The organism is Leucobacter holotrichiae, assembly GCF_055791005.1.
This window is the reverse complement of the sequence record NZ_JBVUAC010000001.1, coordinates 430,262-445,283: the sequence shown is the minus strand read 5'-3', so window position 1 is coordinate 445,283 and position 15,022 is coordinate 430,262. Positions and strand designations below refer to the sequence as shown.

16 protein-coding genes are annotated in these 15,022 nt (G+C 67.7%); 9 read left to right on the top strand and 7 right to left on the bottom strand.

The window, feature by feature from the left end; all coding sequences use genetic code 11:
• Positions 1 to 33: 33 nt before the first annotated feature.
• On the bottom strand, positions 34 to 702 hold the full coding sequence (locus tag AC0KXF_RS02095; RefSeq protein WP_473107622.1) for a FadR/GntR family transcriptional regulator: 669 nt from the start codon (positions 700 to 702) through the stop codon (positions 34 to 36).
• 173 nt (positions 703 to 875) lie between these two features.
• Between AC0KXF_RS02095 and AC0KXF_RS02090 the strand changes: the two genes are divergently transcribed.
• The 3 genes from AC0KXF_RS02090 (at position 876) to AC0KXF_RS02080 (ending at position 3,445) form a co-directional block, all read left to right on the top strand.
• Entirely contained in the window at positions 876 to 2,672 is a 1,797-nt protein-coding gene (locus AC0KXF_RS02090) for a 2-isopropylmalate synthase (protein ID WP_473107621.1), read from the top strand.
• Positions 2,673 to 2,750: 78 nt separating this feature from the next.
• Positions 2,751 to 3,032: a hypothetical protein gene (locus AC0KXF_RS02085; protein WP_473107620.1), complete on the top strand. Its 282-nt coding sequence runs from the start codon at positions 2,751 to 2,753 to the stop codon at positions 3,030 to 3,032.
• Between the two features lie 50 nt (positions 3,033 to 3,082).
• Positions 3,083 to 3,445 (top strand): iron chaperone, encoded by a 363-nt coding sequence (locus tag AC0KXF_RS02080; RefSeq protein WP_473107619.1) that lies wholly within the window; start codon positions 3,083 to 3,085, stop codon positions 3,443 to 3,445.
• Between the two features lie 66 nt (positions 3,446 to 3,511).
• Here the strand turns inward: AC0KXF_RS02080 and AC0KXF_RS02075 are convergent, their stop codons facing one another.
• Together AC0KXF_RS02075 and AC0KXF_RS02070 are read right to left on the bottom strand one after the other, a co-directional pair.
• The gene (locus tag AC0KXF_RS02075; RefSeq protein ID WP_473107618.1) at positions 3,512 to 4,249 is read right to left on the bottom strand and encodes an SDR family oxidoreductase; all 738 of its coding nucleotides are present in this window, start codon (positions 4,247 to 4,249) and stop codon (positions 3,512 to 3,514) included.
• 205 nt (positions 4,250 to 4,454) lie between these two features.
• Positions 4,455 to 4,898, bottom strand: a complete 444-nt coding sequence (locus AC0KXF_RS02070; protein ID WP_473107617.1) for a hypothetical protein — start codon at positions 4,896 to 4,898, stop codon at positions 4,455 to 4,457.
• A gap of 218 nt (positions 4,899 to 5,116) precedes the next feature.
• Between AC0KXF_RS02070 and AC0KXF_RS02065 the strand changes: the two genes are divergently transcribed.
• The gene (locus tag AC0KXF_RS02065) at positions 5,117 to 5,839 is read left to right on the top strand and encodes a DUF981 domain-containing protein (RefSeq protein WP_473107616.1); all 723 of its coding nucleotides are present in this window, start codon (positions 5,117 to 5,119) and stop codon (positions 5,837 to 5,839) included.
• A gap of 15 nt (positions 5,840 to 5,854) precedes the next feature.
• Here AC0KXF_RS02065 and AC0KXF_RS02060 read toward each other — a convergent pair whose 3' ends face one another.
• The gene (locus AC0KXF_RS02060; RefSeq protein ID WP_473107615.1) at positions 5,855 to 6,427 is read right to left on the bottom strand and encodes an HhH-GPD-type base excision DNA repair protein; all 573 of its coding nucleotides are present in this window, start codon (positions 6,425 to 6,427) and stop codon (positions 5,855 to 5,857) included.
• A gap of 265 nt (positions 6,428 to 6,692) precedes the next feature.
• Between AC0KXF_RS02060 and AC0KXF_RS02055 the strand changes: the two genes are divergently transcribed.
• Complete coding sequence (locus tag AC0KXF_RS02055; protein ID WP_473107614.1) at positions 6,693 to 7,196, top strand: FBP domain-containing protein; 504 nt, start codon at positions 6,693 to 6,695, stop codon at positions 7,194 to 7,196.
• A gap of 160 nt (positions 7,197 to 7,356) precedes the next feature.
• Positions 7,357 to 8,652 carry an MFS transporter gene (locus AC0KXF_RS02050; RefSeq protein WP_473107613.1) on the top strand — a complete coding sequence of 432 codons (1,296 nt, stop codon included), beginning with the start codon at positions 7,357 to 7,359 and terminating at the stop codon, positions 8,650 to 8,652.
• Between the two features lie 98 nt (positions 8,653 to 8,750).
• Here AC0KXF_RS02050 and AC0KXF_RS02045 read toward each other — a convergent pair whose 3' ends face one another.
• Genes AC0KXF_RS02045 through pepN form a run of 3 tightly spaced genes read right to left on the bottom strand, consistent with a single transcriptional unit; the run spans position 8,751 to position 12,702 of the window.
• A complete protein-coding gene (locus AC0KXF_RS02045; RefSeq protein ID WP_255572719.1) occupies positions 8,751 to 9,191 on the bottom strand; it encodes a globin in 441 nt (146 codons plus the stop codon).
• The gene (locus tag AC0KXF_RS02040; protein WP_473107611.1) at positions 9,188 to 10,117 is read right to left on the bottom strand and encodes a mechanosensitive ion channel family protein; all 930 of its coding nucleotides are present in this window, start codon (positions 10,115 to 10,117) and stop codon (positions 9,188 to 9,190) included. The genes AC0KXF_RS02045 and AC0KXF_RS02040 overlap by 4 nt, the downstream gene beginning before the upstream one ends.
• A complete protein-coding gene (gene pepN, locus AC0KXF_RS02035) occupies positions 10,114 to 12,702 on the bottom strand; it encodes an aminopeptidase N (protein ID WP_473107610.1) in 2,589 nt (862 codons plus the stop codon). The genes AC0KXF_RS02040 and pepN overlap by 4 nt, the downstream gene beginning before the upstream one ends.
• A gap of 162 nt (positions 12,703 to 12,864) precedes the next feature.
• Here pepN and AC0KXF_RS02030 point away from each other — a divergent pair, with 162 nt between their 5' ends.
• The 3 genes from AC0KXF_RS02030 to AC0KXF_RS02020 are packed head-to-tail and all read left to right on the top strand — an operon-like array spanning position 12,865 to position 15,008.
• Positions 12,865 to 13,467: a mycothiol-dependent nitroreductase Rv2466c family protein gene (locus tag AC0KXF_RS02030; RefSeq protein ID WP_473107609.1), complete on the top strand. Its 603-nt coding sequence runs from the start codon at positions 12,865 to 12,867 to the stop codon at positions 13,465 to 13,467.
• A gap of 32 nt (positions 13,468 to 13,499) precedes the next feature.
• A complete protein-coding gene (locus tag AC0KXF_RS02025) occupies positions 13,500 to 13,991 on the top strand; it encodes a ribose-5-phosphate isomerase (protein WP_473107608.1) in 492 nt (163 codons plus the stop codon).
• A gap of 12 nt (positions 13,992 to 14,003) precedes the next feature.
• A complete protein-coding gene (locus AC0KXF_RS02020; RefSeq protein WP_473107607.1) occupies positions 14,004 to 15,008 on the top strand; it encodes an Fpg/Nei family DNA glycosylase in 1,005 nt (334 codons plus the stop codon).
• Positions 15,009 to 15,022: the final 14 nt, after the last annotated feature.

Genomic DNA, 15,022 nt, shown 5'->3' with positions numbered 1-15,022 from the left:
TTCAGGGCGCCTGTTGAAGGTGATGGCCTCGGCTCAGCGCAGAGCATCGGCGAGCGAGGAGAGATGGGTGCGGCTTCGCGCGGACGCGGCGCTCGCGTCTCGCTGGGCGATCGCGTCTGCGAGGTCCGCGTGCACGTGCTGGTCGGCCTCGCTGCCGTGGGCGTCGCGGATGCGGAGCATGTCGATCATCGCCTGGCGGAGGCGCGGCGTGAACCCGTCGAACAGCTCCAACAGGATCGGGTTGTGGGCCGCGGCGACGATCGCGCGATGGAACGCGGTGTCGGCGTCGACATGCTCCTCGATGCCGACCCTTCGCTGCCACCGGAGGTCGAGTGCTCGGCGGATCGCGTGCAGATCCCGCGGGGTGCGGCGATTGGCCGCAAGCCCTGCCGCCTCGGTCTCGATGGCGATCCGCGCCTCGATCACCGCGATGATGTCAGCTCGGGCCAGCACCTGGTCCCAGTCCTCGCGCACGTCCAGGGCCGTCACGAACACGCCCGCACCCTGTCGTGACGAGAGCACACCGCGGCCGGCGAGCTGTCGGATCGCCTCTCGCACAGTGGATCGGCCTACGCCGAGCTGCGGGGCGAGCGTGGTCTCGCCGGGAAGCTTCTCGCCAAGCTCCCACTCGCCTGATCTGATCCGTTCGAGCAGCAGCTCGGCGGCCTGATCCGCGAGGGGAGTCCGTTGTACCTGCGCCATGCTCGTCACCCTGTCTGCTCTGCTTGTCTGAGGAGTTGTGGTACAGTCTACCCATGTTCTCCATCGGGTTCCTACTTCTTCGCCGCCACGGCGGGGTCTAGTCTGACCGGCTCCCCGCCGTGGAGCTGCTCGCTGCGCCGGTCATTTGACCAGCCAAGAAGGAATCCCTCGTCATGACCACGACTTTCCCAACCCTCTCCACGCCCGCAGGTCCGGTGCCCGCTGAAGCTCCCGGGTGGAACCGGCAGCGGCACTCGCAGATGCCCTCGCACCGATACATCGACGTGTACTCCGGCGTCGCCGTACCGCTCACGGCGACGGAGCGCGAGTGGCCGACCAAACAGCTGACCGACGCCCCGCTGTGGGTGCCGGTCGATCTGCGCGACGGCAACCAGGCCCTCGCCGAACCCATGGACCCGGCCCGCAAGCGCTGCTTCTTCGAGCTCATGGTCGCTATGGGGTACAAGGAGATCGAAGTCGGCTACCCGTCGGCCTCGCAGACCGACTACCACTTCGTGCGGCTCATCGCCGATACGGACATCGCCCCCGATGACGTGACGATCGTCGTGTTCACCCCGGCCAGACGTGATCTCATCGAGCGCACGGTCGCCTCCATCCAGGGGATCGCGAACCCGGTGGTGATCCACATGTACACCGCGACCGCCCCGACCTGGCGCGACCTGGTGCTGCGGCAGGACCGCGATGAACTCAAGGAACTGATCCTGGCGGGCGGCCGCGACGTGCTCGAGTTCGCCGGCGAGATGCCGAACGTGCGGTTCGAGTTCAGCCCGGAGGTGTTCAACCTGACCGAGCCCGACTACGCGATCGATATCTGCGACGCGATGACCGAGCTGTGGCAGGCGACGCCGGAGCGACCGGTGATCCTGAATCTTCCTGCGACCGTCGAGATCGCGACGCCGAACGTGTACGCCGACCAGATCGAGTACATGCACAAGCATCTCGCTCGTCGCGACAGCGTGATTCTGTCCGTGCATCCGCACAACGACCGCGGCACCGGCATCGCCTGCGCGGAACTGGCCGTGCTCGCTGGAGCGCAGCGGGTCGAGGGCTGCATCTTCGGTAACGGCGAACGCACCGGCAACGTCGACATCGCCACCCTTGCCCTGAACCTGCATGCGCAGGGCGTCGACCCGATGATCGACTTCTCCGACATCGACGAGATCCGCCGCACCGTCGAATACTGCAACCGGATCGAGGTGCACGCCCGGCACCCCTACGTCGGCGACCTCGTGCATACCGCGTTCAGCGGCACGCACCAGGACGCGATCAAGAAGGGCTTCGCCGAGCACCGCGCCCGGGCCGAAGCCGAGGGTCGGGCGGCGAGCGAGATCGAGTGGCGGGTGCCATACCTGCCCATCGATCCCGCCGACATCGGTCGCAGTTACGACGCCGTGATTCGCGTCAACTCCCAGTCAGGCAAGGGTGGCATCGCCTATCTGCTCGAAGCCGAGTACGGTATCGAACTGCCTCGCCGTATGCAGATCGACCTCGCACGCCACGTCCAAGCCCATACGGACACCACTGGCGGCGAGGTCACCGCGGCCGAGCTGAGGAGCATCTTCGAGGCCTCCTATCTCGCGGCGCGGAGCGACAGCGGAGTGGGTCTGGTCGGGTACGAGACGAGTGAGAACGGGGGAGCGACCCGCACTCGGATCGACCTGCGGGTGAACGGTGGGGACTTCTCGAGCGAGCACGTGGGCATCGGTCCTATTGAGGCGCTGACGGCCGCCCTCGCCGAGCGCGAGATCGACCTTGAGGTGCTCGAGCTGCATCAGACAAGCATTGGGACGGGGAGCGGCAGTCAGGCTCTCACGCTCATCGAGTACCGATGCCCCGACGGGACCGGATGGAGCGCCGGACGCGCCGATTCGGTGCTTGCCGCCAGTATGAACGCCGTCCTCGCCGCCGCGGGGCGCCTGTTCTGCGGCCTGACTTCCTCGCAGATCTAGTCTCGCGACACGTGGTCGCTCGGTCACACCTTTGGCTTCGGGTACCAGTGATGCCGGAGGTGCCAGTAGCATCAAAGCATGGCAGGAGGGTCGCCCACCGGGCACGGGGGCGAGCGGGCCGGGATTCATGCTCTCACGTTCGGGATCATCGCCGTGGTCTGTGCGATGATCCCGATCGTCGGTGATTTCATCGCCGTTCCCTGTGCTGTGCTTGCCCTGGGGTTCGGGCTGCTCGGTATTCGTCGCCATGAGACCGGACGGCCCGCGCAGGCGGTCCGGGCGACCATCGGCACCGTTCTCGGGTTGCTGGCGCTATTCGTGGTGGGCATCCTATTTGTAGTGGCGCAGCTGCCCGGGTAGGGGGCAGCTCGTCGGGTGGTATCCGGATCGCGGGGGAGAGGAAGAGATCGATGAGCGAACAGGCGATCACGATCGACGAGTATCTGGATGGGGTCGATCCCGCGTTTCGTCCGGAACTCGAGCGAATACGCGCACTGGTGACGCGGCTCGTGCCGGGCGTCGAGGAAACCATGAGCTACCGCATGCCGACGTTGAAGTACAAGGACCGCGCGTTGGTCTACTTCACCGCGTCCAAGAAGCACATGAGCTTCTATCCCTCCTCGTGGGCGATCGACGAGCTGAAGGATCGGCTCTCTGATTACAAGACCACGGAGCACGCGGTCCAGTTCACGCTCGCGAACCGGCTCCCTGACGAACTGATCGAGGATCTCGTCCGAGTCCACGTTCGCGAGATCGACTCGGATCGCAAGTAGTCGCTCGATCGGCCGCGCGTCCGGTGAGATGAGCCGGTTGGCGCCCGCCACCGAGTCCGAATCGTTCTATCGGGCGGGGAAGACGCGCGCCAGCCACTCGCTGAAGGTTTCGGTGCCGCGCAGGGCATCAGAGCCGGGAAGCAGGGAACCGTCGCGCTGAGCGCGACCGAACGCGCCTCCCAGATTGACCGGGAACACCAAGCGACCCGCGCCGCTCGCTCGGGCGTAGCCTCGAACCATGTCCACGAGGGATTCTTCCCGAGGGCCTCCCAGGTCCGCTGCGCGCCCGGCGGGTGCGGCCTCGGCGAGATGCACGAGGTGGGCGCCGACCTCTCGTACGGCGACCGGCTGCGTGCGCATCCGAGGGCTGAAGTGCAACGGCCCACGGGTGCCCATCCGGTACACCTGAGCGGCGAACTCGTGGAACTGCGTGGTGCGGGCGACCGTGAATGGAACGCCACTCCTTTCGACAGCCCGTTCCTGGGCCAGTTTGCCGCCGTACAGGGGATACTCGCTCGCGCGATCGCAGTTCACGATCGACAGCACGACGATGAGGGGTGGGCGAGCAGTCGTGAGCGTGCGGATGACGGCTTCGTGGAACGCCGTCGGATCGTCGCCCGGTCTCACACCGGAAGCGTCGATGACAGCGTCAGCTCCCTCGAGGGCATCTCGCGCGCCCGCGCCCGATACGAGATCGACGCCCTCTGAGCGTGCCAACAGGGTCACCTCGTGCCCGCGCTCGCGCGCTGCACGAGCCGCTTGCGCGCCCGCCTGCCCGGTCCCACCCGCGATTGCGATCCTCATGACTGCAGCCTACAGAGGGGCGACATCGCTCGCTCTCGATGAGCAGCTGATTGGTCGGGATCCGCTTCAGTCGCACAGATCCGCCGTCGAGTACACCGAAACATGGGAATCGGCGTGTTCGGAGGCTGATCTGCGCTGATGGAGGTGCGCTCTCAGGAGACAGGTCTGTGGCGCTGCGCCTCGCGCTCCGAGGATGTTGTAGAAGTTACCCCGCGGAGCCGCCCCGGCCTCGTGCGGTCTTCGCGCGACGATACTGTCTGACGCCGGCCACGAGTAAGAGGACGGCGGTTCCCCAGGTGAGAACGATCAGGAACCAGAGCGGCACCGCTTTCGCGCCGCTTCCCGTCAGAGAACTCAGATCTCCCTCGGTTCCGACGAGTTGGAGCACCGGTGCAGCGCACCACAGTGCGAGACCGAGGGTGAGGAAGCACCACTGCGCCCCGTTCGGGCCATTGCCTGCACCTCGTCGTCTCGCCAGCGGCGGCAGCAGCGCGAGGCCCGCCACGGTGAATCCGCCCGCGAGCATCATCATGACGCCGCCCATCGAGACCAGTGGGATGAGCCCCAGAACGATCGGGATGAGAAACCCCACGGAGATCGCGCCGAAGAACGAGAACGCCAGGACGAGCTTCCATGGCTTCTCATGCATCGCAGTCGCTCCTCTTTCTATGTTGCGGTGCGTCAGACACTTCGAGCGAGAAGATGCGACCTAGGCCTCCTCTCTGCGGCGGCTGTTGAACAAGAACTATGGCTCCAGCCTAGCCGGGCGTCATTCCACGAATCCGGAGCCGTGTCCTTGCGTCACATCATCCGACGGTGGGATCCTGACGGATGAGGTGGTACGCACCGCCGATAGGGGGAGACGAGATGAACAGCATCACGCAGGCGGCACTGGTCATCGACTGGACTCAGATGCCCACCTACAACACCATCATGTCTGTCGCTGCCGGGGCGGGACTGCTGAGCGTGGTCTGGCTCGGACGCGGTCTGCAGCGCGGGACGCCGGTGCGATTGGAAGGCTATGCGGTCACCTTTCTCGTGCTCGGGACGATCCTCACCATCACCGGCGCGCACATGACGCTCACCTGGCCTCTAGCGAAGTATTTCCCATTTGACAACATCATCTTCGGTGAGCCCAGCCTGGGTTTCGGCGTGCTGCTGCTCGGCAGCGCGATCCTCCTGTGGCGGCGCAAGGATCTCCCCGAGACAGAGGACCGGGGCGCCGAGATCGCGTCAGTGGTGAGACCTCTCGGGATCATCATCGTCGGCTTCGGACTGGCGCTTGGTGCGATCGCGTTCGCCGGCCTCATCTTCCAACTTTTCGCCGCGCCGCCCGAGGAGCCCATTAGCGGAGCGTTCGCGCAGTGGCCGTGGGTGGAAGCGACGTTCATGTCGGGCATGTTCGGCGTCGCCGGCATCGGTGCCGTGCTCTTCCCGGTCGCGCTGCGCGGATTCTCCACGGGCTCGCAGCGGACGACGTGGCAGTGGATCGTCGGCATCTGCATCGGACTCCCGGGCCTCGGGTTCTTCCTATTCGGCGCGCTCAACTTCTTCACGCACATCGGGCTCATCATCAACACGATGGGATGAGCTCGGGATCGCAGCTCAGCTCTTCTTCTTGGCGGCGGCCTTCGCTGCGCGCTTCGTCTCCCGCACCTTGAGCAGGGTCTCGGGGGAGGTGATGTCTGCGACGCTGCGGAACGATCCCTCTTCGCCGTAGGCGCCGGCGGCCTCTCGCCATCCCTCGCCCGCGAATCCGCACTGCTTGCCCAGCAGCGCGAGGAAGATCCTCGCCTTCTGGTCACCGAAACCCGGCAGCGCCTTGAGACGCTTCAACACGGTCTTGCCGTCGGGATCGCCCTCGGTCCAGATCGCGGAGGCATCGCCGCCCCACTCGTCGACGACCGTGCGGCACAGCGTCTGCACGCGCGCGGCCATCGAACCGGGGAAGCGGTGCACGGCGGGCGACTGCTTGAAGGCGGCCTCGAAGTCGTCGGCGTCGCAGTTCGCGATCGTCTCGGCGTCGACCGAACCGATCCTCTGCTCGATCTTGAGCGGGCCCGCGAACGCGACCTCCATCGCGACCTGCTGGTCGAGCAGCATCCCGATCAGCAGGGCGAGCGGATTGTTCGTGAGCAGTGCGTCGGCTTCGACATCGTCGGTGAGGTGGAGTGCCATGCGATCCAGTATCTCACTCAAGGCGATCGCTCACACTGTCGGACCGGTCCTGGACAGCCGGGGTGGAAAGGGCGGTAAGCTGGGCGCCGTGAGCTATCGAGAGCTGTACTCGCAGCGTCAGGAGGTTGTCGGCGACGCCCTCGCCGACAGCGATTAGCCGAGTCGTTCATGCCCTGCCCGCGCAGTACGCGCCCGCTCGGCTGATTTCGACGACCCTGCAACTCTCATCGGGATCGCGCGTTCACGCGTCCCGGAAGGAATACTCATGCGACCCCTGACCGAAGCTTTCATACGTGGCTCTTTCATCAACGCGTCCCGCAGGGAGGTGAAAGAGATGGTGCTGCCGGCTGCCTTCGAGAGCATGGGCGAGGCCGATTGGCAACGGCTCGACTACTTCGGCTGGCGGGATCCGAAGTTCGCGAAGCGGGCATACGTCGTGCTGCCGAGGCTCGACGCTGAACCGGTCGGCGTCGCGCTGAAGCCGGCCGACGCCTCTCCGCGCTCGCGCCCCCTGTGCAACTGGTGCTGCGACGTGCGTCTGCCGAACGACGTCGTCTTCTGGAGCGCGAAGCGCGTCGGCGAGGCCGGCCGCCGCGGCAGCACCGTCGGCACGCTCATCTGCCGCGACTTCGAGTGCTCGCGCAATGTGCGCAACGACCCGCCGCCCGCCTACGAGGGGTACGACGTCGCGGCCGCGCGCGTGCGACGGATTGAAGACCTCCAGCTGCGGGCTGCCGGTTTCGCCGAGATGCTGCTCGCGGGGCGGTAGGGCCGGGGCTGCTCCGCGGGAAGCCCCCCAGCAGAACGCCGACGGGGTGCTCATCGCGACCGGGCACGGCGCGGCGTCGCGTCGCGCGGGCGGGGATCCGGGATGCTGAGACTATGAACAGTGTGCGCGCTCGCGGCGTCCGGCCGCGCGGAGCCGGGCGGTGAGCGGGTCGGGGCAGCGGGACGAGGATCCCCGCCGCTTCGCCGCGCTCAGGAACCGCAACTCGGGGACCTACATCGTCGGCGGAGCGCTGTCGATGATGGCCGACAACATCGAGCACGTGCTCGGCTACTGGGTGCTGTGGCAGACCTTCCACTCGCCGTGGCTCGTCGGGTTCCAGATCGTCAGCCACTGGCTGCCGTTCCTGCTGTTCTCCGTGTACGCGGGCGCGCTCGCACAGCGCTTCGACTGCCGCCGCATCATCCAGATCGCCCAGGCGCTGTTCATGTTCGTGTCGATCTGCTGGGGTGTGCTCTTCCTCACCGGTACCCTCGAGCTCTGGCATGCCTGCGTGCTGCTCGTACTGCACGGCCTGGCCGGCTGCCTCTGGATGCCCGCCGAGCAACTCATGCTCTACGACTTCGTCGGCCCGCGGCAGCTGCCGAGCGCGGTGCGGATCAACTCGACCTTCCGCAGCCTTGCGTTCATCGCGGGACCGGTCGTGGGCTCCGCCCTGCTGATCGGGATCGGCCCCGCGTACGGGATGTTCGTGAACGTGCTGTTCTATCTGCCGCTCACGATCTTCCTCTTCCGCACCCGCTTCACCGGGCACAGCGGCGCGAGATCCGCGGAGGCCTCGGCCCCAGACGCGGCCCCGCCGGCGCCGCCCGCCCCGCAGCGCATGTCCTTCCTGGCGGCGTTCTCCGTGCTCGGCACGGTGCGCCGGCACCGCGAGATTTTCGGCATGATCCTGCTCACCGCCCTGAGCGGGATCACCATCGGGCACCTGCTGCAGAACGCGATGCCCGAGTTCGCGGAGATCCTCGGCAGCAGCGGCGGGCCCGGCCTCGCCTACGGGCTGCTGCTCTTCGCGAACGGGGCCGGGGGAGTGCTCGGCGGGTTCCTGCTCGAGGCCACGCGCAAGGTGCCGCCCACGGCGCCCACCGCGGTCGGCTCCGCGATCCTGCTCGGGATCAGCACCGTGGTCTTCGCGAGCAGCGGCAGCCTCGTGCTCGCGGTGATCGCGCTCGCCATCGGCGGCGTCGCGAAGATCGCGTCGGAGTCGACCGAGATGAGCATCGTGCAACTGCAGGCACCCGACGCGGAACGAGGCCGCGTCATCGGCGCCTACACGATGTTCGGCCCGGGCATGATGACCTTCGGCGGGGTGACGGCGGGCTTCCTCGGCTCGCTGCTCGGCATCCAGGCGGCGGTGCTTGCCTCGGGTGTCGTGCTCACTGTGGGGTCAGCAGTCGTCGGGGCCTGGTTGCTGCTGCCCCGGGCCCGCCGCAGCTGAGGCCGCGTCTCAGGCAGGAGATCGCGCTTCAAGTAGGAGATATTCTCCGGCAGTGCCCGCCTGAAACGCGATCTCCTACCTGGCCGCTGCCGCTTCGCTCACTCGAACCGGTTGACCATCGCGAGCGCGGCGCGGTCCACGTAGTCGCGGAAGGCCGCATCGTGCATCGGCGGCAGCTCGACGGCGTCGAGAGCGGCGTGCATGTGCTTCAGCCATCGCTCCTTCGCGTCGGGGGTGACGGCGAACGGGGCGTGACGCATGCGCAGCCGTGGGTGACCGCGCTGCTCCGAGTACGTCGTCGGCCCGCCCCAGTACTGCTCGAGGAAGGTGCGCAGGCGCCAGATCGCGCCCTCCCAGTCGGCGTCGGGGTACATGGGGGCGAGCACGGGATCCTCGCGCACTCCGTCGTAGAAGACTCTGACGAGGCGATCGAACGTCTCGGTGCCGCCCACCTGCGACCAGAGCGTCTCGGTCACCGCGGGCCCCTCCGATCCTGCGCGGAGCGTGAGCCGGGGTGCAGGTGGCTGCTGCTCGTTCATCCGGTGCCTCCCGGGTACTGCGGCAGCTCGGTGGCGAGCTGGATGCCCTCCTCGTTGAAGCGCCGGATCAGCTCGGCGCGCAGCGCGCGCTGCACCGCCCACTGGGCCTCGGGGCGCGTGCGCATGGCCAGGCGCAGCGTGGCGCGATCGCCGTATGCGCTCTCCACGCCCCAGATCTCGGGCTCTCCGGTGATCTTGCGCGCGGTCGCGGGATCCCGCATGAGGCTCTTCGCCGTCTCCATCGTGACCCGCTCCACCTCGGCCAGGTCGCTGTCGGCTTGCACGGTCACGTCAACGAGTGCGCGACCCCACCCCTGCGACGAGTTGCCGAGGGTGAGGATCTCGCCGTTGCGCACGAACCAGAGTGTGCCGTCGACGGCCCGCACCTGAGTGACGCGAATGCCCACGTCCTCCACGGTGCCGCTGACCTCGCCGACCGTGATCCAGTCGCCGACGCCGAGCTGATCCTCGAACACCATGAAGATGCCGTTGAGGAGATCCTTGACGATGTTCTGCGCGCCGAAGGCGAGGCCGGCGCCGATGATGCCGGCCGAGGCGACGAGGGCGCCGACGTTGACGCTGAGCTCGGAGAGCACGAGGATCAGTGCGATGGCCACGATGATCCAGGTGATCGCCGCGCGCCCAACGCTGCCGAGCGTGCGCGTGCGCTGCACGGCCCGCGCGTTCACGTAGGGCGCGGCCTGGATCTCCGAGGTCGTGTCGACATCTTGCGCTCGCTTGACTCCCTGCACGATACGGGTGACGGTGCGCATGAGCACGCGCCGCAGCACCCAGTTGAGGGTCACCGCCACCGCGATGATCAGCAGGATGCGCAGCGGCACCTGATAGGTCGTGATGAAGTCGACGAAGGCGTTGCCGACGACCTCGGGGACGTCCTCGACTCCTTGCATGCGGAATCCCGTCATCGGACCTCCCGATCAGCCTGCTGCGCGAGCAGCGCGCGCTCGACGCCCGCCAGGTGCTCGATGATCATGCGGCGCAGTGCGGCCGGGGCGTCGGTGTGGTCTTCGAGCCAGGATCGCGTGGCCTGCGCGAGCTCGGCGTTCGCGAGCGGCGCGGGGTAGAAGCCGTCGATCAGCTCCTCGGCGATCGCGTAGCTGCGTGACTCCCACACCGGCAGCAGCGCGTCGAAGAAGCGGCCGACGAAGGGCTCGAGCAGCGCGAGGTCGTGGGCGCGGGTGAAGCCGGCGCCCGTGGCGCGCACGATCGCATTGGGCTTGTCGCTCTGGTCGAACACGGAAGCCCAGGCGCGATCCTTGTCCTCGGCGGTCGGCAGTGCTGCCCGCGCGTGCGCCGCCGACTGGTTGCCGGTCGCCGTGCGATCCGTCTCGAGCTGCTGCGCGATCCTCGCCTCGTCGATGCGCCCACCCGCGGCGAGCGAGGTGAGCAGCTCCCAGCTGAGATCGGTGTCGATCTCGAGCCCGTCGAGCGCCAGGGTTCCGTCGAGCAGGCTCTGCACACGGTCGAGGTGGCCCTCGCTCGTGGCCAGCTGGGCGAAGGACTTCACGAACTGGAACTGAGCGTCCGAGCCGGGTGCAGCGTTCTCGGCGAGCTCCTGCAGGCCGTCGGCGACACGGCCGAGCACGGCGTCGCGACGCGCGGGATCCACGTAGCTCGAGGCGGCGAGCACCAGCTGGCCGAGCACGGTGCGCAGGGTGGTGGAAGCGGTCTCCCGCCCGATGTGGGCCAGCACGATGTCGACGAAGCGCGAGGCCGGGAACTCGGCGTCGCGCGTCGCGTCCCAGAGGGTTCCCCAGACGAGGGCCCTCGCCAGGGAGTCGTCGATGTCTCCGAGGCGCGCGGCCGCGGTCTCGAGCGACCGCTCGTCGAGCCGGATCTTCGCGTAGGTGAGGTCGTCGTCGTTCAGCAGCAGGAGCTCGGGCTGCTCGGCCCCCCGGAGCTGCGGGATCTCGGTGCGGGCGCCGTCGACGTCGAGCTCGAAGCGGTGCACGCGGCGCAGCGCGCCGTCGGCGAAGGCGTACAGGCCGACCGCGATGCGGTGCGGGCGGATGGTGGGGTACTTCGCATCGGCGGTCTGCTCGATCGCGAACGACGTGTAGCGTCCGTCTTCGTCGAGTTCGAAGACCGGGCGCAGCGTGTTCACGCCGGCGGTCTCCAGCCACAGCTTCGACCACTCGGCCAGATCGCGGCCGCTCTGGACCTCGAGCTCGGTGAGCAGGTCGACGAGCTCGGTGTTGGAGTGGTGGTGCTTCACGAAGTAGTCGTGCACGCCACGCATGAACGGCTCGCGGCCCACCCACGCGACCAGCTGCTTGAGCACCGACGCGCCCTTCGCGTAGGTGATGCCGTCGAAGTTGACGAGCACGTCTTCGAGGTCGCGGATCTCGGCGACGATCGGATGCGTCGACGGCAGCTGATCCTGGCGGTACGCCCACGACTTCTCGGAGGCCGCGAACGTGGTCCAGCAGTCGCTCCACTCGGTCGCCTCGGCCACGCCGAGGGTCGACATGTACTCGGCGAACGACTCGTTGAGCCACAGATCGTTCCACCAGCGCATCGTCACGAGGTCGCCGAACCACATGTGCGCGAGCTCGTGCAGGATGGTGACGACACGGCGCTCGCGCATCGCGTCGGTGACCTGACTGCGGAACACGTAGGCCTCGGTGAAGGTGACCGCACCCACGTTCTCCATGGCGCCCATGTTGTACTCGGGCACGAAGAGCTGGTCGTACTTGTCGAAGGGGTAGGGGTAGTCGAACTGCTCCTCGAAGAAGGCGAAGCCCTCGCGCGTCTTCTCGAAGATGTAGTCGGCGTCGAGGTGCTCGCCGAGCGACTCCCGGCAGAACACGCCGAGCGGGATCGTGCGCCCGTCGCGGCTCGTCAGCTCGCTGCGCACCACCCGGTACGGGCCGGCGATGAGCGCGGTGATGTAGCTCGACATGACGGGCGTCGGTTCGAACCGCCAGGTGGAGATCGCCTGCTCCGCCCAGTCGTCGCCCTGGGCGCCGGCCTTCTGACCCGCGGCGACGGGCTCGGGCGTCGGCTGGTTGCTCACCACCTGCCAGCGGGCGGGCGCGATGATGGTGAACTGGAAGGTCGCCTTGAGATCCGGCTGCTCGAAGACCGCGAACATGCGCCGCGAATCGGGCACCTCGAACTGGGAGTAGAGGTAGACCTCCCCATCGGCCGGGTCGACGAAGCGGTGGAGGCCCTCACCGGTATTCATGTACCGCTGCGTCGAGGCGATCCGCAGCACGTTCTGCTCGGCGAGCTCGGGCAGCTGCACGCGGGAGTCCGAGAACACCTGCGCGGGATCGAGCGAGCGTCCGTTCAATTCGACGCTTTCGACCGAGTCGGCGATGAGATCGATGAAGGTCGAGGATCCGGCTCGACCTCCGAAGCGCACCGTGGTGACGGCGTTGAAGGTCTCTGCGCCGGTGGTGAGGTCGAGTTCGACCTCGTAGCTCTCGGTGGTGACGATGCTGGCGCGTTCGCGCGCTTCGACGCGGGTCAGATTCTCTCCGGACACGGTGCTCCTTCGGGCGTTGCGGTCGGTGTCGGGGCCGGGATCTCACGAGGGATCGGCCCGCACGGTGGTGAAGTATCGCGACAAGCCTATGCCCGGAGGCTATGTGTCGGCTCAAGACGTCGTGCCTGTTCTCGAGGAGCATTCCGGCCGTAGACTGGCCTCATGAGCAACACCGTCGAAGTCGAGTTCTGGTTCGATCCGATCTGCCCCTGGTGCTGGATGACCAGCCGCTGGGCCGCGGAAGTCGCCGAGGTGCGCGGCTTCGAGATCGCGTGGCACCCGATCAGCCTCGCCGTTCTCAACGAGGGCAACGAGGCGGGCAGCCATGCCGAGGGGCATCGGCAGGGCAAGCGGATGGGGCGTGTGGTCGAGGCCGCGCGAGTCGCGCACAGCGAGGGCGTCGTGGGCGCCCTCTACACGGAGCTCGGCAACCGGCTGCATCCCGGCGGCCGGGATGATTACGACGCCGTGATCGCGGAGTCGCTCGAAGCGCTCGGCCTGCCCGCCGACCTCGCTGCGGCGGCCGATGACGAGCGGAGCGATGCGCAGGTGCGCGCCAACACCGATCATGCGATGGAGATCGCCGGGCCCGACGTGGGTGTGCCGATCATCTCCGTGAACGGCGTCGCCTTCTTCGGGCCGGTAGTCACGCCGGCGCCGACGGGCGAGACGGCGCTGAGGCTGTGGGACGGGATCGTCGCGGCCGCGAGCGTGCCCGGGTTCTACGAGCTCAAGCGCGGGCGCACCGTGGGCCCGCAGTTCTGATCCTCCCTCGCAGCCCCGATAGAATCGTGCGCATGCGCATTCACGTCGCCACTGATCACGCCGGACTCGAATTCAGCCAGCAGCTGCAGCAGCACCTGCGCGACCGGGGGTTCGAGGTCATCGACCACGGGCCCCAGGAGTACGACGCTCTCGACGACTACCCCTCGTTCTGCATCAACGCGGCGCTCGCGGTAGCCCGCGATCAGCGCGCCGGCGTCGAGGCACTGGGTGTGGTGTTCGGCGGCTCGGGCAACGGCGAGCAGATGTCTGCGAACAAGGTCGAGGGGATCCGCGCCGCCCTGGTGTGGAACGAGTCGACTGCGCAGCTCGCCCGCGAGCACAACGACGCCAATGTGATCTCGATCGGCGCGCGCCAGCACGAGGTCGCCGACGCGATCCGCTTCATCGACCTGTTCATCGATACGCCGTTCTCGGGCGATGAGCGCCACGTGCGCCGCATCGGTCAGCTCGGCGAGTACGAGCGCACCGGCACCATCGCCGGCAAGCAGGTCGACGAGCTGTAGGGCGCCGCACGCATGCCCGAGGGCCACTCCGTACACCGCATCGCGCGGCAGTTCCACGCGAACTTCGTGGGCACCGCGCCCAGTGTGACGAGCCCGCAGGGCCGTTTCGCGCAGGGCGCCGCGATCCTCGACGGTCACGAGATGACCGACGCCCGCGCCGTCGGCAAGCAGATGTTCCTCGAGTTCGAGGGCGATCACTGGTTGCGCGTGCACCTCGGCATCTACGGGGCCTGGGACTTCGCGGGGGAGGTGCGGGTGGATCCCTCGATCCAGATCCACGGCCACACTCCCGGGCACTCCAAGCTCGGGCAGACGGGGGAGTACTCGAGGCCCGACCGTGCGAGGCCCGTCGACCGCGACGGCGAGGATTCGGTGACCTCGATCGGAGCTCCGCGGCGTGCTCGCGTGCGTATGGCCGAGCACGACCGCGAGACCGAGGAGGTCGGTTCGTTCCCGCCGGATCCGGTCGGACAGGTGCGGGTGCGCCTGCTGAACGAGACGGTCTGCGCGGATCTGCGCGGGCCTACGGCCTGCGAGGTGCTGACACCGGCCGAGGTCGACGCGGTCGTGCAGCGCCTCGGCCCCGATCCGGCCAACGCGAACACGCCGGCGGAGCGGGAGCGGTTCGTCTCTCGCGCCCATAAGAAGAAGACCCCGATCGGGCTCGTGCTCATGGACCAGTCCGTGATCGCGGGGATCGGTAACGTCTACCGGGCGGAGATGCTGTTCCGGGCCGAACTCGACCCTCACACGCCCGCGAACACCCTCGGCCGCACCGTGCTCGAGGCCCTCTGGGACGACTGGGCCCACCTGCTCGACATCGGCATTACCGTCGGCCAGATGATCACGATCGACGGGCTCGAGGGCGAGGCCTACGCGCGGGCGCTGTCGGAACGCGATGAACGGCACTGGGTGTACAAGATGGAGGGCACACCCTGCAAGCGCTGCGGCACCAATATCCAGCTCGAGGAGTTCGGAGCGCGCAAGCTCTACTGGTGTCCCGGGTGCCAGCTCTGAGCCGACCGCGCTGC